This window comes from Streptomyces sp. NPDC047081 (genome assembly GCF_040643775.1).
In the GTDB taxonomy this organism is placed as follows: Bacteria; Actinomycetota; Actinomycetes; order Streptomycetales; family Streptomycetaceae; genus Streptomyces.
The window spans coordinates 45,338-66,791 of sequence record NZ_JBEYUY010000020.1 but is presented as its reverse complement, the minus strand read 5'-3'; the positions used below and the strand labels follow the sequence as shown (position 1 = coordinate 66,791).

Annotated in this window: 22 protein-coding genes; 14 read left to right on the top strand and 8 right to left on the bottom strand. The window is 72.9% G+C overall.

All coding sequences use genetic code 11. From position 1 onward, the window contains the following. Positions 1-190: 190 nt before the first annotated feature. The 8 genes from ABZ848_RS32115 to ABZ848_RS32080 all read left to right on the top strand — a co-directional run bounded on the left by ABZ848_RS32115 (position 191) and on the right by ABZ848_RS32080 (position 8,332). Positions 191-1,603, top strand: coding sequence for an NAD(P)/FAD-dependent oxidoreductase (locus ABZ848_RS32115; protein WP_242763403.1), 1,413 nt, complete (start codon positions 191-193; stop codon positions 1,601-1,603). Between the two features lie 134 nt (positions 1,604-1,737). Then, a complete protein-coding gene (locus ABZ848_RS32110; RefSeq protein WP_360837577.1) occupies positions 1,738-2,664 on the top strand; it encodes an SCO3242 family prenyltransferase in 927 nt (308 codons plus the stop codon). A gap of 22 nt (positions 2,665-2,686) precedes the next feature. Further along, a complete protein-coding gene (locus ABZ848_RS32105) occupies positions 2,687-3,532 on the top strand; it encodes a sugar phosphate isomerase/epimerase family protein (protein WP_360837575.1) in 846 nt (281 codons plus the stop codon). Positions 3,533-3,601: 69 nt separating this feature from the next. Then, complete coding sequence (locus ABZ848_RS32100) at positions 3,602-4,348, top strand: EboA domain-containing protein (RefSeq protein WP_360837573.1); 747 nt, start codon at positions 3,602-3,604, stop codon at positions 4,346-4,348. A gap of 1 nt (position 4,349) precedes the next feature. Further along, positions 4,350-5,204: a TatD family hydrolase gene (locus ABZ848_RS32095; protein ID WP_360837571.1), complete on the top strand. Its 855-nt coding sequence runs from the start codon at positions 4,350-4,352 to the stop codon at positions 5,202-5,204. 7 nt (positions 5,205-5,211) lie between these two features. Next, a complete protein-coding gene (gene eboE, locus ABZ848_RS32090) occupies positions 5,212-6,447 on the top strand; it encodes a metabolite traffic protein EboE (RefSeq protein ID WP_360837569.1) in 1,236 nt (411 codons plus the stop codon). Continuing rightward, positions 6,444-7,814, top strand: coding sequence for a nucleotide pyrophosphatase/phosphodiesterase family protein (locus ABZ848_RS32085; protein WP_360837567.1), 1,371 nt, complete (start codon positions 6,444-6,446; stop codon positions 7,812-7,814). The genes eboE and ABZ848_RS32085 overlap by 4 nt, the downstream gene beginning before the upstream one ends. Positions 7,815-7,822: 8 nt before the next feature. Next, entirely contained in the window at positions 7,823-8,332 is a 510-nt protein-coding gene (locus ABZ848_RS32080; RefSeq protein ID WP_360837565.1) for an O-acetyl-ADP-ribose deacetylase, read from the top strand. A 16-nt stretch (positions 8,333-8,348) separates the two neighbouring features. Here ABZ848_RS32080 and ABZ848_RS32075 read toward each other — a convergent pair whose 3' ends face one another. From ABZ848_RS32075 to ABZ848_RS32065, 3 genes are all read right to left on the bottom strand, one after another. Then, the gene (locus ABZ848_RS32075) at positions 8,349-10,202 is read right to left on the bottom strand and encodes a M1 family aminopeptidase (protein WP_360837563.1); all 1,854 of its coding nucleotides are present in this window, start codon (positions 10,200-10,202) and stop codon (positions 8,349-8,351) included. A gap of 262 nt (positions 10,203-10,464) precedes the next feature. Continuing rightward, positions 10,465-11,436 carry a M56 family metallopeptidase gene (locus tag ABZ848_RS32070; RefSeq protein WP_360837561.1) on the bottom strand — a complete coding sequence of 324 codons (972 nt, stop codon included), beginning with the start codon at positions 11,434-11,436 and terminating at the stop codon, positions 10,465-10,467. A 79-nt stretch (positions 11,437-11,515) separates the two neighbouring features. Further along, the gene (locus ABZ848_RS32065; protein ID WP_360837559.1) at positions 11,516-11,929 is read right to left on the bottom strand and encodes a BlaI/MecI/CopY family transcriptional regulator; all 414 of its coding nucleotides are present in this window, start codon (positions 11,927-11,929) and stop codon (positions 11,516-11,518) included. Positions 11,930-12,046: 117 nt separating this feature from the next. On the opposite strand from ABZ848_RS32065, the gene ABZ848_RS32060 reads away from it, so the two are divergent. Together ABZ848_RS32060 and ABZ848_RS32055 are read left to right on the top strand one after the other, a co-directional pair. Continuing rightward, entirely contained in the window at positions 12,047-12,712 is a 666-nt protein-coding gene (locus ABZ848_RS32060; protein ID WP_360837557.1) for a DedA family protein, read from the top strand. A gap of 37 nt (positions 12,713-12,749) precedes the next feature. Further along, positions 12,750-13,466 carry a phosphatase PAP2 family protein gene (locus ABZ848_RS32055; RefSeq protein WP_360837555.1) on the top strand — a complete coding sequence of 239 codons (717 nt, stop codon included), beginning with the start codon at positions 12,750-12,752 and terminating at the stop codon, positions 13,464-13,466. A 53-nt stretch (positions 13,467-13,519) separates the two neighbouring features. Here the strand turns inward: ABZ848_RS32055 and ABZ848_RS32050 are convergent, their stop codons facing one another. After that, a complete protein-coding gene (locus ABZ848_RS32050) occupies positions 13,520-15,064 on the bottom strand; it encodes a hypothetical protein (protein ID WP_360837553.1) in 1,545 nt (514 codons plus the stop codon). A gap of 143 nt (positions 15,065-15,207) precedes the next feature. Between ABZ848_RS32050 and ABZ848_RS32045 the strand changes: the two genes are divergently transcribed. Together ABZ848_RS32045 and ABZ848_RS32040 are read left to right on the top strand one after the other, a co-directional pair. Continuing rightward, positions 15,208-15,591: a BlaI/MecI/CopY family transcriptional regulator gene (locus ABZ848_RS32045; protein WP_360837552.1), complete on the top strand. Its 384-nt coding sequence runs from the start codon at positions 15,208-15,210 to the stop codon at positions 15,589-15,591. A gap of 106 nt (positions 15,592-15,697) precedes the next feature. Then, positions 15,698-16,183 carry a hypothetical protein gene (locus ABZ848_RS32040; RefSeq protein WP_360837551.1) on the top strand — a complete coding sequence of 162 codons (486 nt, stop codon included), beginning with the start codon at positions 15,698-15,700 and terminating at the stop codon, positions 16,181-16,183. A 281-nt stretch (positions 16,184-16,464) separates the two neighbouring features. Here ABZ848_RS32040 and ABZ848_RS32035 read toward each other — a convergent pair whose 3' ends face one another. Both ABZ848_RS32035 and ABZ848_RS32030 read right to left on the bottom strand, forming a co-directional pair. Further along, entirely contained in the window at positions 16,465-17,613 is a 1,149-nt protein-coding gene (locus ABZ848_RS32035) for an MFS transporter (RefSeq protein WP_360837726.1), read from the bottom strand. Between the two features lie 25 nt (positions 17,614-17,638). Next, positions 17,639-18,001: a metalloregulator ArsR/SmtB family transcription factor gene (locus ABZ848_RS32030; RefSeq protein WP_360837549.1), complete on the bottom strand. Its 363-nt coding sequence runs from the start codon at positions 17,999-18,001 to the stop codon at positions 17,639-17,641. A gap of 157 nt (positions 18,002-18,158) precedes the next feature. On the opposite strand from ABZ848_RS32030, the gene ABZ848_RS32025 reads away from it, so the two are divergent. Together ABZ848_RS32025 and ABZ848_RS32020 are read left to right on the top strand one after the other, a co-directional pair. Further along, positions 18,159-19,649: an AlkA N-terminal domain-containing protein gene (locus tag ABZ848_RS32025; RefSeq protein WP_360837548.1), complete on the top strand. Its 1,491-nt coding sequence runs from the start codon at positions 18,159-18,161 to the stop codon at positions 19,647-19,649. Positions 19,650-19,678: 29 nt separating this feature from the next. Then, on the top strand, positions 19,679-20,161 hold the full coding sequence (locus ABZ848_RS32020) for a methylated-DNA--[protein]-cysteine S-methyltransferase (protein ID WP_360837546.1): 483 nt from the start codon (positions 19,679-19,681) through the stop codon (positions 20,159-20,161). Here ABZ848_RS32020 and ABZ848_RS32015 read toward each other — a convergent pair. After that, the gene (locus ABZ848_RS32015; protein ID WP_360837544.1) at positions 20,158-20,886 is read right to left on the bottom strand and encodes a Sir2 family NAD-dependent protein deacetylase; all 729 of its coding nucleotides are present in this window, start codon (positions 20,884-20,886) and stop codon (positions 20,158-20,160) included. The two genes, ABZ848_RS32020 and ABZ848_RS32015, sit on opposite strands and share 4 nt — an antisense overlap. A 61-nt stretch (positions 20,887-20,947) precedes the next feature. After that, entirely contained in the window at positions 20,948-21,451 is a 504-nt protein-coding gene (locus tag ABZ848_RS32010) for an NUDIX hydrolase (protein ID WP_360837542.1), read from the bottom strand. Positions 21,452-21,454: the final 3 nt, after the last annotated feature.

Here is a 21,454-nt window from a genome sequence, read left to right as displayed (position 1 = left end):
TGTATGTATATGCGGCTCCGCCGCGTGGGCGCGACAAGCCCCCACACGCCCGCACCCGCGAACAACCGCCCTACCCGAGCTCTTGGGCGAAGATCACACCACCTCCGAGACATACCCCACGACCCCACAACACCCCCGGCATATCCTGACCCCGTGGCCGAAGGCTGACGAAGGGGTCCAGGTGCCGTCGATGCTCGATGCAGTCGTGGTGGGTGCGGGGCCGAACGGCCTGACGGCCGCCGTGGAGCTGGCCCGCCGCGGCTTCTCCGTGGCCGTCTTCGAGGCCCGGGACACCGTCGGCGGAGGCGCCCGCACCGAGGAACTCACCCTCCCCGGCTTCCTGCACGACCCCTGCTCCGCCGCCCACCCCCTCGGCATCAACTCCCCGGCGTTCCGGGCCCTGCCACTGGAGCGGTACGGCCTGGAGTGGCTGCACCCCGAGCTGCCCATGGCGCACCCCTTCACCGACGGCACGGCCGCCGTGCTGGCCCGATCCGTCGCCGAGACGGCCGCCTCCTTCGGCCCGCGCGACGCCGGCTCGTACCGCAGGCTGGTCGAGCCCTTCCTCCCCAAGTGGGACGTCCTGGCCCGGGACTTCATGTCCCTGCCCCTCACCGCGCTCCCGCGCGACCCGGTGACCCTCGCCCGCTTCGGCCTGGTCGGCCTGCCGCCGTCGACCTGGCTGAGCCGCCGCTTCCGCGACGAGCGCGCCAAGACCCTGTTCGCCGGCCTCGTCGCCCATGTGATGGCCCCCCTCAGCGGCTTCGCCACCGGTGCCATCGGCCTGGTCTTCGCCCTCGCCGCGCACGCCCGCGGCTGGCCGGTGGCCCGCGGCGGCTCGCAGTCCATCTCGGACGCGCTGACCGCGTATCTGAAGGACCTCGGCGGCCTGGTGCACACCGACTACGAGGTCAAGCGCCTCGACGACCTGCCGCCCGCGCGCGCGTACGTCTTCGACACCTCGCCCACCGCCCTGGCGCGTATCGCCGGCTTCGGCCGCTACTACGAGAACTACAAGTACGGCCCTGGCGTGTTCAAGGTGGACTACGCGCTGGACGGCCCGGTGCCGTGGACCGCGGAGGAGGCCCGGCGGGCGGGCACCGTGCAGATCGGCGCGGACAGCGCGGAGATCGGGACGGCCCTGCGCAACGCCTCGCGTGACGGGCGGGCGCCCGAAAGGCCGTTCATGATCACGGTCCAGCCCGGAGTGGTCGACCCCGGCCGCGCGCCCGAGGGCAAGCAGGTCTTCTGGGCCTACGGCCATGTCCCGAGCGGCTGGACCGGCGACCTCACGGACGCCATGGAACGCCAACTGGAGCGGTTCGCCCCGGGGTTCCGTGACCGCGTCCTCGCCCGGGCCACGGCGGGGCCGGCCGAACTCGCCGCGCGCAACGCCAACTACGTCGGCGGCGACATCGGTTCCGGCGCGGTGAGCGGACTGCAGACAATGCTGCGTCCCAAGCTCAGCCTGTCCCCGTACACCACCCCGCACCCGGCCGTCTTCATCTGCTCCTCGGCCACCCCGCCGGGCCCCGGAGTGCACGGCATGTCCGGGCACAACGCGGCGAAGGCGGTGTGGCGGCGGCTGCGGCAGCAGGGGTAGCACTCGCCGGGCCCGGACGCCGTTCCTGCGTACGGAGTTGAGGACGACGAAAGGGAACTTTGTGTTCCCTTTGTCACTTGGGCAGAGTCATGAGAACAGTGTGAAAGTTCAAGCGTGTTGAGTAGTGTGCGCTCATGAGAGACCAGCGGGCGCGACTCTCCGACCTCGCGCTTCTCGTACGCGCGCCGGCCGCGCTGAGCGTGCCGGGCGATGTGCTCGCGGGGGCGGCGGCCGCCGGAAATCCCCTGACCGTGCGGACGTTCGGCGTGATGGGGTCGTCCGTCTGTCTCTACTGGGCGGGCATGGCGCTCAACGACTACGCGGACGCCACGGTCGACGCCGTCGAACGCCCCGAGCGGCCGGTGCCGTCGGGCCGGGTGCCGCGGCGCACCGCGCTCGCCGTCGCGGGCGGACTGACCGCGGCCGGCCTCGGACTCGCCGCCGTCGCGGGCGGACGCCGGGGCCTGCTGGGAGCGGTGCCGCTGACCGGCCTTGTCTGGGCGTACGACCTCGGCCTCAAGGACACGCCGGCGGGAGCGGCGGCCATGGCGGGCGCTCGCGGCCTGGACGTCCTGACGGGCGCGCTGGCGGCCACCCACGGGCAGCCGGTCGGCAGGGCGCTACGCAGGGGAGCGGGCCCGGCCGCCCTGGTCGGCGCCCACACGTACACGCTGATGACACTGAGCCGCCACGAGATCCACGGCGCCCGGGCCCGGGTCCCGGCGGCGACGCTGGCCGCGACGACGGCCACAGCACTGGCGACGGCGGCTCCGGCTCTGCGCCAGTTCACCCGAAGCATTCCACGCCGCTCCACCCCCACCACCCTCGCCACCGCCGGTGCCGCACTCGCCTACCTCGGTGCCTACGGATCCGCCCAGTTCAAAGCCGTACGCAAGCCCTCCGGTGAGTATCTCCGGCGGGCCGTCGGGGCCGGGATCCTCTCCCTCATGCCCCTGCAGGCGGCGCTGACCGCCCGCGCCGGTGCACCGGTCGCGGCCACGGTCCTCGGTGTCGCCCACCCCCTCGCGCGGCGGCTCGCCCGCCGCATATCCCCCACCTGACCTCTGTGTGAGGAACCCCGGCATGGAACCTCCCCCCACCCCCCTGAGATTCGGCTACGGCACCAACGGCTTCACCCACCACCGGCTCGACGCGGTCCTCGGCATCCTCGCCGACCTCGGCTACGACGGCGTCGCCCTCACCCTCGACCACATCCACCTCGACCCGTACGCCGACGACCTCTCCCAGCGCCTGACCGCGCTGGCCCGGGCCCTCAACCGCTACGGCCTCGACCTCACGGTGGAGACGGGCGCGCCGTATCTCCTCGACCCCCGCGGCAAGCACCTGCCGACGCTGATGGCGGACCCGGACGGGTGGCGAACCGACCTGCTGCAGCGGGCCGTTCGTATCGCGGCCGACCTCGGATCGCCCACCGTCCACCTCTGCAGCGGTCCCGCGCCGGCCGGTCTGGCGGAGGCGGAGGCGTTCAAGCGGCTCGCGGCCGGGCTCGGGACGGTGCTGGAGACCGCGGAGCGGTACGGCGTCGCGCTGGCCTTCGAGCCGGAGCCGTACATGTTCGTCGACACCGTGGAGCGCTGCCTGGTACTGGCCGAACTCCTCGGCGGACACGAGCTGTTCGGCATCACCCTGGACATCGGACACGCCCACTGCGTCGAGGAGCGGTCCCTGCTGGAGTGCGTCCGGCTGGCGGCGCCTCGCCTGCTGAACGTCCAGATCGAGGACATGCGGCGCGGTATCCACCAGCACCTCGAACTCGGCGCCGGCGAGATCGACTTCCCGCCGGTGCTGGCCGCCCTGCGCGCCCTCGGGCACGACGGTCTGGTCTCGGTGGAGATCCAGGGCGGCGCCCTGGACGCCCCCGAAGTCGCCCGCCGTTCCATCGAGTTCCTGCGCGCCGCGGCTGCGTGACGCGCGTAGCCCTCAGTAACTCCTCTCGCCCCCAGTAACTCCTCCCGCCCCACCGGAGGCCGACCCGCCATGCCTTCCGTACCCCTCCCGCCCCCTGACCCCCGACAGGCCCTCCACCCCGACGCCCTGTCCCCGGCGGCCCGCGCCTGGCTCGACGCGGCCACCGCCCGCATCGCCGCCGAACCCACCTCGATACGGGCCCTGTTCCCCGCGGCGCGAAGACGCTGCGGTCAGGCCGTGCTCGACGCGCACTGGACGACGGACGAGGCCGCCCGAGCCGTCCTGCTCACCGCCCTGCCCCTGCACGGCCCCGCACTCGCCGAGGAGGTCGCGGGCCTCTACCGGCACGGCGATCCGGCCGAACAACGGGCGGTGCTACGGGCGTTGCCCCTGCTCCACGACCTCGGCGACATCGGCCTCACCCTCGTCCGCGAAGCCCTCCGAGGCAACGACACCGGCGTCATCGCCGCCGCCCTCGGCCCGTACGCCGCCACCCGTCTCCCCGACACGGAGTACCGGCAGGCCGTCCTCAAATGCGTCTTCCTCGACATCCCGCTCACCCGGGTGGCCGGCCTCGACGCCCGCACCGACCGTGAACTCGCCCGCATGCTGGCCGACTTCGCCCACGAACGCATCGCCGCCGGACGGGACGTACCCCCCGACATCTGGCCCCTGGTCCGCGCCTTCCCCGACATCGCGGACACCCTCGCAGCCCAGGCCCGCTCCCTGGCACCCACCCGCCCCGCCTCCGCCGCCCGCGCCCTGGCCGCGCTCGGCGCGGGCCCGGCAGCCGAACAACTCCAGGAGCAGGCCTGACATGCGCATCTTCGATCCGCACATCCACATGACGTCCCGCACCACCGACGACTACGAGGCCATGCACGCCGCCGGAGTGCGCGCCGTCGTCGAACCCTCCTTCTGGCTGGGCCAGCCCCGCACCTCGCCCGAGAGCTTCTACGACTACTTCGACGCGCTGCTCGGCTGGGAGCCGTACCGGGCCGCCCAGTTCGGCATCCAGCACTTCTGCACGATCGCCCTCAACCCCAAGGAGGCCAACGACCCGCGCTGCACGCCGGTGTTGGACGAACTGGACCGCTACCTCGCCAAGGACCGGGTCGTCGCCGTCGGCGAGATCGGCTACGACTCGATGACCCCCGAGGAGGACGAGGCCCTCGCCCGCCAGCTCCAACTCGCCGTCGACCACGGCCTGCCCGCCCTCGTCCACACCCCGCACCGCGACAAGGCCGCCGGGACCAGGAGGACCCTCGACGTCGTACGGGAGTCCGGCATCGCCCCGGAGCTCGTGCTCCTCGACCACCTCAACGAACTCACCGTCGGCATGGCCCTCGACAGCGGCTGCTGGGCCGGGTTCTCGATCTACCCGAGGACCAAGATGAGCGAGGGCCGCATGGTCGAGATCCTCCAGAAGCACGGCACCGAGCGGGTGCTCGTCAACTCCGCTGCCGACTGGGGGAGTTCGGACCCCCTCAAGACCAGGAAGACCGCCGACGCGATGCTCGCCGCCGGGTTCGACGACGACACCGTGGACCAGGTGATGTGGCGCAACCCCGTCGCCTTCTACGGCCAGAGCGGCCGCCTCGACCTCGACGAACGGAAGCCCGACGACGCGTCCACGTTCCAGGGCAACTCCGTCCGGCGCGGGGGAGAGTGAGCCGCGCATGCGCTTCCGCCACCCGGACGGCACGACCGTCCACCTCGGCTACTGCAGCAACGTCCACCAGGCCGAGGACCTGGACGGCGTGGTCTCCCAACTCGCCGAGTACACCGAGCCCGTACGGCAGCGGCTGGATGCCGACCGGCTCGGCGTCGGCCTCTGGCTCGCCCGTGACGTCGTCACCGAACTCGTCGCCGATGAACGGGCGTTGGGGCAGCTGAGGGACGAACTCGCCCTCCGCGGGCTGGAGACGGTCACCCTCAACGCCTTCCCGTACGCAGGGTTCCACCGCGAGGTCGTCAAAAAGGACGTCTACCTCCCCGACTGGGCGGACGAGGCCCGGCTGCGGTACACCCTCGACTGCGCCCGCGTCCTCGCCGCGCTGCTGCCCGACGACGCCGAGCGGGGCAGCGTCTCCACCCTGCCGCTGGCCTGGCGCGAGCCCTGGCCGGCGGAACGGGCCGACGCGGCACGGCACGCCCTGGACCGGCTGACCGCCGGGCTCGCCACGATCGAGGTCGAGACGGGCCGCCGTATCCGCGTCGGCTTCGAACCGGAGCCGGGCTGCGTCGTCGAGACCACCGCCCAGGCGGTACGGCACCTCGGCGGCCTCGACCCGGACCGGCTCGGTGTGTGTCTGGACGCCTGCCACCTCGCCGTCGGCTTCGAGGAGCCGTCCGCCGCCCTGGACCGCCTCGCGAGGGCCGGCCTCCCGATCGTGAAACTCCAGGCCTCCTGCGCGGTCGAGGCGACCGGCCCCGCCGACCCCGCGGCGCGAGCTGCCCTCCGGAGACTCGCCGAGCCGCGGTTCCTGCACCAGACGCGGACACCGCGGGGCGCGGAGAGCCTCAGCGGCGTGCCGGTCGCGTCCCCGGCGGCGGGTTGCGAGCCCTCCACCGACCTGCCCGGCGCCGACGCCCCCGTACTCGGCACCGACGACCTCGGAGAGGCCCTCGAGGGCGGCCTGCCCACCACCTCCGGCCCTTGGCGCACCCACTTCCACGCCCCCCTCCACGCCGACCCCGAACCACCCCTGCGCACGACGGCCGGCCACCTCACCGACGTACTCGCCGGGCTCCTCGGCGGCCCCACCGCCCTCTGCGACCACATCGAGGTCGAGACCTACACCTGGTCCGTCCTCCCGGAACCCCCTACCGACCTCCCCGGCGGCATCGCCGCCGAACTCGCCTGGGCCCGCGACCGGTTGACCGGACTCGGCCTCAAGGAGGACCCGTCATGAAACGCCTCGTCGTCCTCGACATCGTGGGGCTGACCCCCAATCTGCTCAAGCACATGCCGGCCGTCGCCGCCCTCGGCGAACGTGGCTCCCGGGCCCGCCTCGACACCGTCCTCCCGGCCGTCACCTGCACCGTCCAGTCGACCCTCCTCACCGGCGAACTCCCCTCCGTGCACGGCGTGGTGGGCAACGGGTGGTACTTCCGCGACCTCGGCGACGTACTGCTGTGGCGCCAGCACAACGCCCTCGTCGGCGGCGAGAAGATCTGGGAGACCGCCAGAAAGACCACCCCCGGCTACAAGGTCGCCAACATCTGCTGGTGGTACGCCATGGGCGCCGACGTCGACCTCACCGTCACCCCGCGCCCGATCTACTACTCCGACGGCGCCAAGGAACCCGACTGCTACACCTGGCCGCCGTCCCTGCACGACGAACTCACCGACCGCCTGGGCCCGTTCCCCCTCTTCACCTACTGGGGCCCGAACGCCGGCCTGCCCTCCACGCAGTGGATCCTCGGCGCCGCCCGCCAGGTCTTCGACGAACACGACCCCGACCTGACCCTCGTCTACGTCCCCCACCTCGACTACGAGCCCCAGCGCACCGGCCCGAATTCACCCGAGACCATCCGCGCGGCCCGCCAACTCGACGACGCCCTGCGCCCGTTGATCGACCACTTCGAGCGCGCCGGCGCCACTGTCGTCGTGCTCAGCGAGTACGGCATCGCCCCCGCATCCCGCCCCGTCGACATCAACCGCGCCCTGCGCCGGGCCGGTCTCCTGGAGGTCCACACCCAGGACGGCATGGAGTACCTCGACCCCTGGACCTCCCGCGCCTTCGCCGTCGCCGACCACCAGATCGCCCACGTATACGTGCGGGACCCGGCGGACACGGAGACGGTCGCCAAGCTCGTCGGCGAACTCGACGGCGTGGAGCGGGTGTTGGACGCCGACGGCAAGGCGGCCCACGGACTCGACCACGAACGCTCCGGCGAACTGGTCACGCTCGCCGACCCCGACGCCTGGTTCACGTACTACTACTGGCTCGACGACACCCGCGCCCCCGACTTCGCCCGCCAGGTCGAGATCCACCGCAAACCCGGCTACGACCCGGCCGAGTTGCTCTACGACGAGACCGTCCCGGCGGTGAAGCTCCGCGCCGTCGGCTCGGTCCTGCGCAAGAAGGCAGGCTTCCGGTACCGCATCCGCACGGTGCCGCTGGACCCCTCGGGCATCCGCGGCAGCCACGGCCGCCTCCCGGACGATCCCGACCACACCCCCGTACTGCTTTGCTCCGAACGGGCGTTGACGCGCGACGCGTACCCGGCGACGGAGGTGAAGTCGCTGCTGCTGGCCCTGGCCGGGCTGGTATAGAGGCATTCATGACCCGCATCACGTTCGTCCAGGGCGACATCACGCAGCAGTCCGTCGACGCCATCGTCAACGCGGCGAACTCCTCGCTGCTCGGCGGCGGAGGCGTCGACGGGGCCATCCACCGCCGGGGCGGCCCGGAGATCCTCGCCGACTGCCGCAGGCTCCGCGCCTCGCAGTACGGCAAGGGCCTGCCCACCGGCCGGGCGGTCGCCACCACCGCCGGGAAACTGGACGCGCAGTGGGTGATCCACACCGTCGGCCCCGTGTACAGCCAGAGTGAGGACCGCTCGGAGCTGCTGGCCTCCTGCTACCGCGAGTCCCTACGGATCGCCGACGAACTCGGCGCGAAGACGGTCGCGTTCCCCGCCGTCTCCACCGGCGTCTACGGCTGGCCGATGGACGACGGCGCCCGCATCGCCGTGGAGACGGTGCGGGCGGCGGACACCTCGGTCGAGGAGGTCAGGTTCGTGCTGTTCGACCAGCGGGCCTACGAGGCGTTCGCCGCGCAGGCCCGCTGAAAGGCCGGGCGAAGGCTCAGCCGTCGATGCGGTGCGTGCTCCAGAAGGAGGTCAGGTCCGTGGTCGTGGCGGCCTGCGCGGCCGCCTTGAACTCGGCCGTGGTCGAGACGCCGTACCAGTGCGAAGTGGCGTAGTCCTTCAGCAACTTGGTCATCGCCGTGTCGCCGATGAGCCGCCGCAGGTCGTGCAGGGCGCACTTGCCGTAGCCGTACACGACGGTGGAGTAGCGGGACGAGTGGGCGTCCCAGTACGCCATCGAGTTGGTGATCTTCTCCGCCGTCGAGGCCCAGGAGACGCTGTTCCAGCAGCTCGTGCCGGTCTTGCCGAGGGCGAGATCGGTGGCGTAGTCCGTGAACGCCTCGTCCAGCCAGGGGCTGTTGTACTCGTCGTCGCCGACGATGCCGTACCACCACTGGTGCCCGATCTCGTGCGTCAGCGCGGTCGTGCTGACGAGGTCGAGGACGAAGCCCGGGTACTCCATGCCGCCGAACCAGTAGTTGTTGTCGATCACCGCGTCCAACTCGCCGTACGGGTAAGCCCCGAAGCGACCCGCGTGAGCGTCGACCGCCGTCTTGGCCGTGGAGAGCATCGACTGCGCGTCGGAGGAGCTGATGCCCGACACCGAGTACACGTTGATCGCCGTCCCGGCCGTCGAGGTGCCGGAGATCTTGCTGAACGGCCCGGCCGCCCAGGCGAAGTCACGCACGTTGGACGCGGTCGCCGTGGTGACGGTACGTCCGCTGGAGCCGGGCGTGTCCACCGACGTACCCGTCGCCGGGACCAGCAGGCCGCTCGGGTGGTCGAGGGTCACCTTGAAGTCGGCGGCCAGCGAGTAGAACGACTCGCCGTTGTTCGTGTACGGGTCCAGATGCCAGCCCGAACCGTCCTTCACCGCCAGCACCGGCAGCGCGTTGCCGATGAAGCTGAACGCCCCGTCGTGCCCGAACCGGTCGGCGCCGCTGGGCACGGTGATGCCCAGGTCGAAGCCGATCGTCGCGCTCTGGCCCTGCGCCAGGGGTGCCGGCAGGGAGATCTGCAGCGCCGTGCAGCCGACGGACAGCGCACCGGCCGTACCGCCGCTGACGTTGCTGACCGTGATCGGCATCGCCGAGCAGGTGCCGTGGTAGTTGTCCCACAGCCGCAGATACACCTCGCTGAGCGCGGTGGACGAGGCGTTGGTGAAGGTCGCGCTCTCGTGACCGGTCCAGACGGTACCGGCGCTGTCACTGCTCAGACTGACGGTGTACGAGGGTGCGGCCGGCGTCCGTGTCGAGTCGGCCGGCGGGGCGGTGTCCCCGGACGTGTCTAGGGCGATGTCGTCGAGGACGAAGCTGGTCTGCAGGCTGGAGTCCTCGGTGCCGGTGAAGGCGAGGCTCACGGTCTGGCCCGCGAACGCCGACACGTCGATCGACTTCTGCACATAGCCGGTGGCCTTGTTGAGGTTCGAGTACGTGGCCAGCGTCGTGCTACCGATCTTCGCCGTCAGCTTGTCGTACGCGGTCGACGAGGTCGTCTCGGCGGTGTCGATGTGCAGCCAGAAGGTCAGCGTCGCCTTGGCGCAGCCGGACGGGATCGTGACGCTCTGCGAGAGCGTGTCGGTGTGCGTGCTGCCGACGCCGTCCAGCCAGGCGAACGACGTACCACCGTGCGCGCTCTGCCCGGAGCGGCTGGTGATGACACTCGTCGAGGACTGCGTCCACGGCGAAGTCCCGCTCTCGAAACCGCCGTTGCCGACCACCTGGGCCGGTGTGCAGGCGGCTGCCGCAGAGGGCGGGGCGGCGGACGCGGGTAGGGCGGGGAGTGCGACCGCGGCCAGCGCGGCGACGGCCAGCACGCGCGCGGCGATGGATCTGTGGGGGGTCTTTCTCACGCGAAACTCCTTTGCGGCGGCCGGGATTCCGGCCTGCTCGGCGACCGCCGCCCGGCCTGGGTGCGCCGGGAGAGGTCGTGGGCTGCGTGTATCGGTTGACCGGAGCATGCCATAAGAGCTGGTGCGAAGGGGTGCGTTCCGCGTGAGGTGTTGGGCGGTGGAGGTTCTTTGGGCTACGGCAGGTTCTTGGCGGCTGAGCGGATCCTCGCGACTACCGCAGGTCTTGGCGGCCCTCAGCAGAGCCTTGCGCGGCTACGACCGCTCAGTCGCCGTCGGCTTCGGCGAAGCCGTGCCCGCCGCCCTCCCCCTGCGCGATCTCGATGCCCGCGTGCAGGTCGGTGGCCGCTTCCAGGGCCGCGGTCGCCGACAGGGCCACGCAGGCGAGCAGCAGGGCGGCCAGGGCGCGGGGGAGGAGGTGATGGGCGCGGGCGACGGTCGGGGCGGGGGCGAGGAGGGCGGTGACGCGGCGGGGGACCGGGCCCGCGGTGGCCGTGAGGGACAGCCGGGGCCGCGGCCGGGGACCCGACGCACTCACGGCGAGCGCGGCCCGGCCGACCGCACGGGCGGTGAGCGCACGGTCGCCCGTCACGCGCGCGGCGCACTCGTCGGCCCAGCGCTCCAGCGCGTACGACAGCGGTACGCGCAGCCCGCGCAGGGCCGGGTGCAGGGCGGCGGCGAACTCGGCGGCGGCGAGGAAGACATGGTGGCGCCCGGCGAGATGGGCGCGCTCATGGGCGAACAGCACCTCGCGCTCGGGCGCGCTGAGCGCCCGCAGCATGCCGGTGGTCACCACGATGCGGCCCGGCCGCCCCGGCAGGGCGTACGCGTCGGGACACTCGTCCTGCCGTACGGTCAGATCACCCGCACTCGCCTGACCGTCCAACTGCCCGTGCACGACACGCAGTTCACGCACATGACGGCGAGTCCGGTGCAGCACCAGACCGCCGAGCCCGACGAGCGCGACCGCGGCCAGGACGGCGGCCGGTGCCATGGCGGGCGAGCCGTCGCCCAGCAGGTTCGGGGAGAGATGGCCCAGCGCCGCCACGAACGGCAGCCGGAGGGCGCCGTCGAGAGCCAGCAGCGCCAGCGCCGCCGTACTGGACAGGGCGAGGACCAGCGCGAGGCAGGTCAGCGCCCAGGCGGCGGCCCGGGGCGGCAGCGACTCGGCGCCGCGCCGGGCCAGTGGCGCGGCGAGCAGCGGCACGAGCAGCGGAAGCCACACGGCGTAGATCACGCTGTCCCTCCCCTCCTGTCCCTGGCGGCCCATTCCCTTGCGACCAGCGTACGAGGCGCCACCGACAACGGGCTCCGCCTCACCGGCTGTCGTCCGCCGCCCCGGGATCGCCCTCCAGCAGCGCGCGCAGCAGCTCTTCGTCCTCGGGGCTCAGGTCCGAGACGAAACGGGCGAGGACGGTGCGCCGGTCCTCGTCCTTGTCGAGTTCGGCGTGCATACGGCGGGCGGTGAGGCCGTGGGAGTCCTGGACCGGGGCGTAGGCATAGCCGCGGCCCGAACGCGCCCGGCTGACCACGCCCTTCGCGTGCAGCCGGGTGAGAATCGTCGTCACGGTGGTACGGGCGAGGCCGCCGCCGAGCTCCAGCTGGACCGCGCCGGGCGTGAGCGGCCCGTCGGCGGCCCACAGCGCGGCCAGCACACCGGCCTCCAGCTCACCCGCCGGCCGACGGTCCGTCCGGCCGTCGCCCGACTCGTCGATCTGCCCCTCGGGCATGGGAACGCTCCTCGGCTCTCAGTCGTCTACAGTTCGGTAGACGGTCTACGTGACTGTAGTCGCTCGGTTCGGGTCCGTGCCCGCTCCGTCCACGTCCAGTATGAGAGGGGCCGCCCCATGGCAGCCGCACAGTTCGCCGTCGCGCAGGCGGTGAACGTCCTGGATGCCCGATCCCTGCTGTCCGCCTACGGCGCGATCGGCATCGCTGTCGTGCTGTTCGCCGAGACGGGTCTGCTGGTCGGGTTCTTCCTGCCCGGCGACTCCCTGCTGTTCACGGCAGGTCTGGTGTGCGCCGGCGGCGCGGGCGGGTCCGTACACCTGTCGCTGCCGCAGGTGCTGGTCGCCGCGGCGGTGGGAGCGCTGGCCGGAGCGCAGTTCGGGTACTGGGCGGGGCGCCGGGGTGGCAGAGCCCTGCTGGCCCGCAGCCGCGCGAGAAAACTGCACGAGGGCGCGGCGCGCGCGGAGGAGCTCCTCACGCGGTACGGCCATGCGAAGGCGGTGGTGCTGGCCCGCTTCGTCCCGGTGGTGCGGACGGTGCTGAACCCACTGGCCGGCGCACTCGACGTACCGCCGAGGGTCTTCACGGTATGGCAGCTGACCGGCGGCCTCCTCTGGACGACCGGCCTGACCCTGGGCGGCTACGCCCTCGGCTCCTCGATCCCGAACGTCGACCGCTACCTCCTCCCCGTGGTCGCCCTGATCGTCCTGGTCTCCCTCACCCCCCTCGCCCTGGAGGCCCGCCGCGCCCGCGCCCGCCGCGCCTCTCCGGGGGCCTCGCAGTGAGCGGCTTGGAGGGGTGATCGGTGTGAGGCGAGCAGCGGTGGCTGAGGTGGAGGCGCCGGGGCATCCGTGGCGAGGGCCATTGCTGCCGGTCCTCGTCTGCGCCCTGCTCTTCGTCGCCCTCGCCACCGCCGTGGGCGTACGACACGGCGCCCCGCTGCCCGGCGACGGGGCGGCTCACGTGTGGGCGCTCCGTCATCGGCCGCCGGTCGCGGACGCGCTCGCGCGCGGGATCACCGCGACGGGGACGGGGCCCTGGCCGTATCTGATCGTCGCGGCGGCCGGGCTGCTCGCGGGTCGCGGGGCCGAAGGCCGCCTGAGAGCCGTCGTCGGTGTCCTGGCCGTGCTGTTCGCCGGGCAGCTGGTGCGCAGCGGTTTCATGGAGCTGTTCGCCCGCGCCCGCCCCGCCCGCACCGACTGGGCGACGCACGCCTCCGGTTTCGCCTTCCCCTCCGGCCACGCCACCACCTCCGCCCTGACCGCGGGCCTGGTCTGCTGGGCGGTCACCCGGCACACCCGCCCGGACCTCGCCCGTACGACCTGCGCGCTCGCCGTGTGCTGGGCGGCCGCCGTCGGAGCGACGCGGGTGTACCTGGGTGTCCACTGGGCCAGCGACGTCCTCGCGGGCTGGCTGCTCGCCGCCACCTGGCTGGGCCTGTGCCGATGGGGCCTGACCGGATGGCCGAGACCTGAGCCGACGGAGGGCGACGGACCACGGTCCGATGTCATACGGCCGACACGGTCACCCGAGACCTGAACCCCTCCTGACCGCACACAACGCACACAACGCACACACCACGAGCCGCCCCGTCACGCCTGCCCGTGCTCCCCGACAGCCGCTGGCGCGACGTACACGTAACCGTCGGCCACCCGGGACCGCTGCCAACCGCGCGCGTACGCCGGCGGACGGTCGGGGCCTGTCGTCAGGAACGCGACCGGCATGCGGTGCGCGGTGCGGGCGAGGGCCGCGGCGGTCGTGCTCGCGTCATGGCCCGCCGTGTACGCCGAGGCGCACCCGGCGGAGAAGGCGACGGGCACGGAATCGCCCCCGGTGAGCAGACACGGCGGACGCACTCCGAGGCGGCGCAGCTGCACGGCCGTGTCGGCCCAGACGCGGTGGTCGGCCGTCGTGCGCGACACCGTGACCTCCAACACCGCGAACTGCACGGCCAGATGACCGGCCACCCCGACGGCCACCAGCGTCACCGCGACCAGCCGCCACCGCCCCGCCGCCGCGGTCACCAGATGGGTCAGCGCGTCCGCGACCGGGATCGCGAGAAGCGCGTACGCGGGCAGCAGGAAGCGAGGCGCCGCGTACCCGATGAGGAAGAGATAGGGCACGGCCGCGGTCACGGCGCAGGCCAGCGGCAGCGCCGTGGCGGTCGTACGGCGGCCCCGTACCGCGATCACCAGTGCGGCGGCCGCCAGCAGCGGCAGGACGAACCACCAGGCGATCACCGGCGCGCTCGGCACCGCCCCGGTGCACGGCCGGCACAGCGCCCGTCCGCCCAGGCTGCGCAGCTGGTCGGTCACGGCGTCGTGCAGGCCCAGCCCGCCCTGGATGCGGGAGGCGGCGGAGAGCCGGGCGCCGAGGCCGCCGTAACGGACGTACGCCTCGACGATCCACTCGGCCGCGCCCGCCGCCAGACCGCCGAGGAGCGCGAGCAGGAGGCGCGGGCGGCGGTCCCGGAGGCAGAGGACGAGCAGCGGGACGGTGACCCAGACGGCGTCCGTGGGCCGCATCCACGCCATCAGCGCCGCGCCCGCGGCCAGGCCCCACAGGGGTCCGCGCCGGTCGCGTTCGCGGTGCGCGTGCAGGACGAAGCCCACGGCGGCCAGGGCGCCCACGGCCCCCCAGTAGTTGGGCATGGCCTGGGGACCGTAGAAGAGAGTGATCCACAAGGACGCGAACAGGGCGCCGCCCGCCGCGAGCACGCCGGTCGGGAAGAGGCCGCGCCAGGCGCGCAGGGCCCAGTACAGGCCGAGGCCGGACATGACCGCGAGGTACACCCGCAGCAAGGGGGTCGACGACGACCAGGAGGCGATCGGGGCGACCAGCAGGCTGATGCCACGGGCGCGCGGCGCGCTGAAGAACGCCGCCGGGGCGTGCCCGCTCACCTGGCTGACGTACACCGACTCGTCCCAGCCGAGGCCCATTCCGGCGCGCACCAGGACGAGTTGGAGCAGGGTGAAGGCGGCCGGTACGGCCATGAGCAGGCGGTCGGCCGTCGGCTTGTGGGGTGCCTCGCCGGCGGGTGGCCGCGCCCAGGACGGTGTGCGCCGGGCGGGTGTGCGCGTCCGCGAGAGCGCGGTCGCGCCCGCCCGCGCGGCTGCGGCGTCGGAGGCCCTTGCCATCGCTCATCCCTCCGGCCCTACAGGTTGTAGGGTCTACCCAAATCGTCACACTACAACCCGTAGGTCGGACGAGGGTCGGAGGCGGGTAAGGGGGAGGTACGAGTCGGTGACCGACGGACCCTACGCGCCGTAAGGTGGTGGCCATGGCAGGCACGACCCCTCGCCGCAGGGCCGAACGGCGCAACCCGGGCGAGCTGGAGAGCGAGGTCCTCGCGACCCTGTGGGCGACGGACCGGGCGCTCACCCCCGCCGAGATCCAGGCGGAACTCCGCGGCGACCTCGCCTACAACACCGTGCACACCATCCTGCGGCGCCTGCACGACAAGGGTCTCGTGCATCGGGACGCGGACGGCCGGCGCGGCGCCTACCGCCCGGTGAAGAACGCGGCGCAGATGACCGCCGAGGCCATGCACCGGGCCCTGGACCGGGGCCCCGATCCCATCGCCGCCCTGCAGCACTTCGTCACCGGCCTGAGCCCGGCGGAGGAGAAGGCCCTGCGCGAGCTGCTGGGCGAGAGCGACGGCTGACGAGCCGGGCCTCACCCGGTCGGCGTACCCCGAATGGCGGTACCCATCGCTCACCCGAAGGCTCGGACTGAGCCGACCGCGGGGGAGCGAGAAGGGATCACCGCCGATGAGCCAGGACGCACCGCGCAAGCCCGGAACCTCCCGGAGCGAGATCGGCGAACCGTGGACGGCCGGTCGGCCGCCGCACTCGCCTCGGGGCGGCGGTGACGGCTGGGTGACCGGCGGCGCCGTGTTCGCGGGTGTGCTGATGCTCTGCAACGGCGTCCTCGCCATCCTCCAGGGCATCGCCGCGATCGCCGACGACGACGTGTACGGCCGTATCGGCACGTACGTGTACGAGCTCAACCTCACCGGCTGGGGCTGGATCCACGTCATCCTGGGCGCCCTGGTCGCCGCGACCGGTTACGGCGTGCTCAAGGGCGCCTCCTGGGCACGTTTCGCAGGCATCCTGCTCGCCTCGCTCAGCCTGATCGCCCAGTTCCTGTTCCTGCCGTACGCGCCGGTGTGGTCCGTGATCATGATGGCGATCGATGTTTTCGTGATCTGGGCGCTGGCTTCCGAGCAGGAGGCGGTGGGGCGCCGCGCGGTGTGACGGGGCTGGCGGGTGTGGTGGGCGGGGGGCGCGTCGATCGGGTGGGGTGGGGTGGGCAGCGGGCGCGTGTCCGCCGCCGCGATTGAACGCGCCGCGCGCCGGGGGAGGGCGGGCGCGCGGCGCATGCGCTCGGCTTAGCGCGCGTGGCGCGTGGTGGCGCAGGTGCGCGGCTTACGTGCGCGCCCCGAGCTGTCTCTGGCCCTCGCCCTATCCGGGGCCCGGAGCGGTTTCAGGCCCTCGCTCCACCCCGCACCTTGAGCCCGCTCATGCCCTCGGCCCGCTCACGCCCCCGCCCCACCGCGCACCCGCCCCCGCACCATCGCAACCACCGCAGTCCCCCCGCCCAGCACCACCGCCAGCGCCGCATACCCGTACGTCAGGGTTGCCGTCGTGGCGACCGCCGCCACCAGCAACGGGCCGCCCGCGTCGCCCAGTTCGCGGCCGAGTTCCGCCGCGCCCATGGTCTGGCCGAGCCGTTCCTTCGGGGTCGAGGAGGCCAGGGCCGCGAAACCGAGCGGGGTGATCAGGCCCGTGCCGGCGCCGATGAGGGCCGCGGCGAGGAGTACGCCGGTCAGCCCCGGGAGCATCGCGCAGGCCAGCCCGGTTGCAGCCAGCAACAGTCCGGCCGTGAGTCCGCCGCACGCGGTCAGGCGCCCCGCGTCCAACGCCCGTCCCGCACGCGGCTGTACGACCGCCGCGCAGGCCGCCAGCACCGACACCGCCGCCCCCGTCGCCACCGTCCCGGGCCCCGCCGCCCGGCCCGACACCGGCAGGAAACCCACCCCGACCGACAGCGCGGCCGTCGCCCCCGCGAGCGCCGCCGTCGGCCCCAGGAACGCCGGGTCCGCCAGCCGCCGCGCCAGGTCCAGCACCGTCTGCCGGGCCCGGGGAAGCGGCGGTACGACGGGTACGGCGGCCAGCGCCCACAGCGCCACACCCGCACCGAGCACCGCCAGCACGGCGAACAGCAGCCGCAGCCCGCCCGCCCACACCAGGACCCCGCCGAGCAGCGGCCCCAGCGTGTAGCCGATCGACTTGTAGAACCCGTAACTCCCGAACGCCCGCCCCTGCTTGGCGGCCGGATTCAGCCGTGACACCAGCGCCGACGCCGACGGTGAGAAGGCGGAGGCCGCCGCCCCCTGCCCCAGCCGCGCCGCCCACAGCCACCCCGGGCTGTCCGCGAGTACGTACAGCGCCGACGCGACCGCGAACGCCACCAGCCCCCCGAGCAGCACCGGCCGCGCCCCGACCCGGTCCGCCAGCGTCCCGAACACCGGCTTCAGCAGCACCTCGGCACCGTCGTACAGCGCGAGCAGCCCGCCCAGCACGAGCAGCGAGGTGACGGTGTCCTTCCCGGCGCCCCCGAGGTTCGCGGCGATGCCGTGCGCGCCGAAGGCCGTGGTGAAACCGGCGGCGTACAGGGGCCACATCTGCCGCCGCGAGGCGACGGACGGCTCACTCGCCAGTGTCACTGATCCCCAGCCGCAGATGTTCGACGTGGTAGACGGCCTGGTCGAGGAGTTCGGCGACATGGTGGTCGTGCAGCGCGTACACCACCGACCGGCCCCGCCGCTCACCCACGACCAGCCCCAGGTTGCGCAGCAGCCGCAGCTGGTGCGAACACGCCGACTGCTCCATGCCCACCTCGGCCGCCAACTCCGTGGCAGGCAGCGGCCCTTCACGCAGCCGCGCGAGGATCAGCAGCCGGGAGGGCGTCGACAGGGCCTGCAGCGTGGTGGCCACCTTGGCGACATTGCCCGCGTCCAGACGTACGCGCTCGGTGGCGTCCTGCGCGGCGGTGACGGCTCCATGACCCATGAGGGCATCCTACCCATCGCACAGGAACGTATGAACGACTGTTCATGTGGGCTGCGTGCGGCCGCCTTCGGTAGGTGATCCGTGGCGTCCCAGCCCGCGCGAGGTTGATGTCGGATTCTCGCCAGCCCACGCCCGGCCCATCGTCGATGCTGGACGCATGCAGAACGGGATGCACACCGACCGAGAGCGCTGCGTACGCGCCGTCCAGTCCAAGGACGCCCGCTTCGACGGCTGGTTCTTCACGGCGGTCCTGACCACCCGGATCTACTGCCGGCCCAGCTGCCCGGTCGTACCGCCCAGGCCCGAGAACATGACCTTCTACCCGAGCGCGGCCGCCTGTCAGCAGGCCGGCTTCCGGGCCTGCAAGCGCTGCCGTCCCGACACCAGCCCGGGCTCCCCGGAGTGGAACCAGCGGGCCGACCTCGTGGCCCGCGCGATGCGTCTGATCGCCGACGGCGTGGTCGACCGCGAGGGCGTGCCAGGCCTCGCCACCCGCCTCGGCTACAGCGCCCGGCAGGTCGAGCGCCAGCTGCTCGCCGAACTCGGCGCCGGCCCCCTGGCCCTCGCCCGCGCCCAACGCGCCCAGACCGCACGCCTGTTGATCGAGACGACCCCGCTGCCCATGGCCGAGATCGCCTTCGCCGCCGGCTTCTCCTCGATCCGCACCTTCAACGACACCGTCCGCGAGGTCTTCGCCCTCACACCCAGCGAACTGCGCGCCCGCCTGCCGAAGACGAAGGCGCTCTCGACCGCAGGCACCCCCGGCACGCTCACCCTCCGCCTCCCCTTCCGCAGCCCCCTCAACCCCGACAACCTCTTCGGCCACCTCGCCGCCACCGCCGTACCCGGCGTGGAGGAGTGGCTCGACGGCGCCTACCGCCGCACCCTCCGACTCCCGTACGGCCACGGCATCGCGACCCTCACCCCCAGGTCCGACCACATCGCCTGCCGCCTCACCCTCAGCGACCTGCGTGACCTGCCCGTCGCCATCAGCCGCTGCCGCCGCATGCTCGACCTCGACGCCGACCCGGTCGCCATCGACGACCAGTTGCGCACGGACCCGCTGCTCGCGCCGCTGGTCGACAAGGCGCCCGGCCGGCGCGTCCCGCGCACGGTCGACGAGGCCGAGTTCGCCGTACGGGCGGTCCTCGGCCAGCAGGTCTCCACGGCCGCGGCCCGCACCCACGCCGCCCGCCTGGTCCTCACGCACGGCGACCCGGTCGACGACCCGGAAGGCGGCCTCACCCACCTCTTCCCGACCCCCGAGGCCCTCGCCTCCCTCGACCCCGAGTCCCTGGCGATGCCCCGCACCCGCCGCACCACCTTCACCACACTCGTACGCCAACTCGCCGACGGAACCGTCAACTTGGGCGTGGAGAGCGACTGGTCGGAAACCCGCGCCCGCCTCCTGGCCCTCCCCGGCTTCGGCCCCTGGACGGTCGACGTCATCGCCATGCGCGCCCTCGGCGACCCCGACGCCTTCCTCCCCACCGACCTCGGAATCCGCCGCGCCGCCCAGGAGTTGGGCCTGCCCTCAACCCCGGCGGCCCTCACGGCCCGCGCCTCGGCCTGGCGCCCCTGGCGGGCGTACGCGGTCCAGTACCTGTGGGCGACGGACAGCCACCCGATCAACTTCCTGCCCGTATAAGCCTGTATGAGCCCGCATAAGGAAAACCGATGAAGCAGCACACCGTCATGAACAGCCCCTACGGCCCCCTCACCCTCGTCGCCGAGGACGGCGTCCTGTGCGGCCTCTACATGACCGAACAGCGCCACCGCCCACCGGAGGAGACCTTCGGCGGCCGGGACGAGAGCCTCTTCGCCGAGGCCGAGGAACAGCTGGAGGCCTACTTCAAGGGGGAGTTGAAGGAGTTCACCCTCCAACTCTCCCTGAACGGCACCCCGTTCCAGCGCACTGTCTGGGACCAGCTGCGCCGCATCCCCTACGGCGAGACCCGCTCCTACGGTGAACTCGCCGAGGCCCTCGGCAACCCCTCCGCCTCCCGCGCGGTCGGCCTCGCCAACGGCAAGAACCCGATCGGCATCGTCGTCCCCTGCCACCGCGTGGTCGGCGCGAACGGCAGCCTCACCGGCTACGGCGGCGGCCTGGACCGCAAGCGCCGACTGCTGGAGTTCGAGAGCGGAACGGCCCTGTTCTAACCACCGCCGAGCGCGCGCAGCACCGCGGGCAGGGCGGTCCCGATGGGCTCCCGTACGACCTCGTTGGCGCGGTCGTCGTACGGCGTCGGCTCGGCGTTGACGATCACGAGCCGCGCCCCGTGATCGGCGGCGACACCCGCGAGCCCGGCGGCGGGCTGCACCTGCAGGCTGCTGCCGACGGCGACGAAGACCTCGCAGGCCTTGGTGATGGCGACGGCCTCGCCGAGCACGACGGGGTCGAGCCGCTCCCCGAACATGACCGTGGCCGACTTGAGGATTCCGCCGCACTCCAGGCACGGCGGATCGTCCTCGCCGGCCTCGACGCGGGCGATGGCGTCCTCCATCGGTCCGCGCGCATGGCACCCGGTGCACACGAAACTCCGTGCGCTGCCGTGCAGTTCGAGCACCTTGCGGGCGGGCATCCCGGCGAGCTGGTGCAGCCCGTCGACGTTCTGCGTGATGACCCGCACGGGCACGCCGGACCTCTCCAGCTCGGCCACCGCGAGGTGCGCGGCATTGGGCTCGGCCTTCAGCGTGCGGTTCTTGCGCCGCATCTGCCACGACCGCCGCCGGATCTCCGGATCGCCCATGTAGTACTCGTACGTCACCAGCTTCTGGGCCTCGGGATCCTTCCGCCACAGCCCGCCCGGGCCGCGGTAGTCGGGGATGCCGGAGTCCGTCGAGATGCCGGCGCCACTGAGGATGGCGACGAGAGGCCTGTTCATGGGGCCGAGGGTAGGACGGGCCGGGGGCGGGGGCTAATGGATATCGGCGGGCGGCCGTCGCTCACAGGTCGAGGTCCACCCGCCGGCCGTTCTCCAGCTCCGCCGTGCCCGAGCCCGCCGCCAGGACGTCCAGGGCCGCCAGGACGCGGTGGCCGAAGGGGCCGGGGAGGTAGTCCGGGAGGTCCTCGGGGGCCACCAGGCGCCAGGACAGCAGCTCCTCCTCCTGGAGGCGGATCGCCTTGAAGTCGTCCTCGGTGAGGACTCCGCCGTCGTAGAGGTACGCCACCAGCGGCGGCCAGCCCGGGCGGTACACCCAGTCCACCGCGAGCAGCCGGCCGAGCCTGCGGTCGAGGCCGATCTCCTCCAGCGTCTCGCGGTGCGCGCCCTGGCGCGGGGTCTCGCCGCCGTCGGACTCGATCGTGCCGCCCGGAAGCGCCCACCCCTCACGGTAGTTGGGCTCGACGAGCAGCACCCGCCCCTCCGCGTCGCGGAAGAGGGCGGCGGCACCGGAGAGGACGCGGGGCAGACCCGCGATGTACGCGGCGAATTCTTCGGAGCTGGTCATGAG

Excerpts from the sequence above, each read along its gene's own strand:
- ABZ848_RS32115 (WP_242763403.1), top strand. The coding sequence starts at position 191 with ATGCTCGATGCAGTCGTGGTGGGTGCGGGGCCGAACGGCCTGACGGCC.
- ABZ848_RS32110 (WP_360837577.1), top strand. The coding sequence starts at position 1,738 with ATGAGAGACCAGCGGGCGCGACTCTCCGACCTCGCGCTTCTCGTACGC.
- ABZ848_RS32105 (WP_360837575.1), top strand. The coding sequence starts at position 2,687 with ATGGAACCTCCCCCCACCCCCCTGAGATTCGGCTACGGCACCAACGGC.
- ABZ848_RS32100 (WP_360837573.1), top strand. The coding sequence starts at position 3,602 with ATGCCTTCCGTACCCCTCCCGCCCCCTGACCCCCGACAGGCCCTCCAC.
- ABZ848_RS32095 (WP_360837571.1), top strand. The coding sequence starts at position 4,350 with ATGCGCATCTTCGATCCGCACATCCACATGACGTCCCGCACCACCGAC.
- eboE (WP_360837569.1), top strand. The coding sequence starts at position 5,212 with ATGCGCTTCCGCCACCCGGACGGCACGACCGTCCACCTCGGCTACTGC.
- ABZ848_RS32085 (WP_360837567.1), top strand. The coding sequence starts at position 6,444 with ATGAAACGCCTCGTCGTCCTCGACATCGTGGGGCTGACCCCCAATCTG.
- ABZ848_RS32080 (WP_360837565.1), top strand. The coding sequence starts at position 7,823 with ATGACCCGCATCACGTTCGTCCAGGGCGACATCACGCAGCAGTCCGTC.
- ABZ848_RS32065 (WP_360837559.1), bottom strand. The coding sequence starts at position 11,929 with ATGCCCGAGGGGCAGATCGACGAGTCGGGCGACGGCCGGACGGACCGT.
- ABZ848_RS32060 (WP_360837557.1), top strand. The coding sequence starts at position 12,047 with ATGGCAGCCGCACAGTTCGCCGTCGCGCAGGCGGTGAACGTCCTGGAT.
- ABZ848_RS32050 (WP_360837553.1), bottom strand. The coding sequence starts at position 15,064 with ATGGCAAGGGCCTCCGACGCCGCAGCCGCGCGGGCGGGCGCGACCGCG.
- ABZ848_RS32045 (WP_360837552.1), top strand. The coding sequence starts at position 15,208 with ATGGCAGGCACGACCCCTCGCCGCAGGGCCGAACGGCGCAACCCGGGC.
- ABZ848_RS32040 (WP_360837551.1), top strand. The coding sequence starts at position 15,698 with ATGAGCCAGGACGCACCGCGCAAGCCCGGAACCTCCCGGAGCGAGATC.
- ABZ848_RS32035 (WP_360837726.1), bottom strand. The coding sequence starts at position 17,613 with ATGTGGCCCCTGTACGCCGCCGGTTTCACCACGGCCTTCGGCGCGCAC.
- ABZ848_RS32030 (WP_360837549.1), bottom strand. The coding sequence starts at position 18,001 with ATGGGTCATGGAGCCGTCACCGCCGCGCAGGACGCCACCGAGCGCGTA.
- ABZ848_RS32025 (WP_360837548.1), top strand. The coding sequence starts at position 18,159 with ATGCAGAACGGGATGCACACCGACCGAGAGCGCTGCGTACGCGCCGTC.
- ABZ848_RS32020 (WP_360837546.1), top strand. The coding sequence starts at position 19,679 with ATGAAGCAGCACACCGTCATGAACAGCCCCTACGGCCCCCTCACCCTC.
- ABZ848_RS32015 (WP_360837544.1), bottom strand. The coding sequence starts at position 20,886 with ATGAACAGGCCTCTCGTCGCCATCCTCAGTGGCGCCGGCATCTCGACG.
- ABZ848_RS32010 (WP_360837542.1), bottom strand. The coding sequence starts at position 21,451 with ATGACCAGCTCCGAAGAATTCGCCGCGTACATCGCGGGTCTGCCCCGC.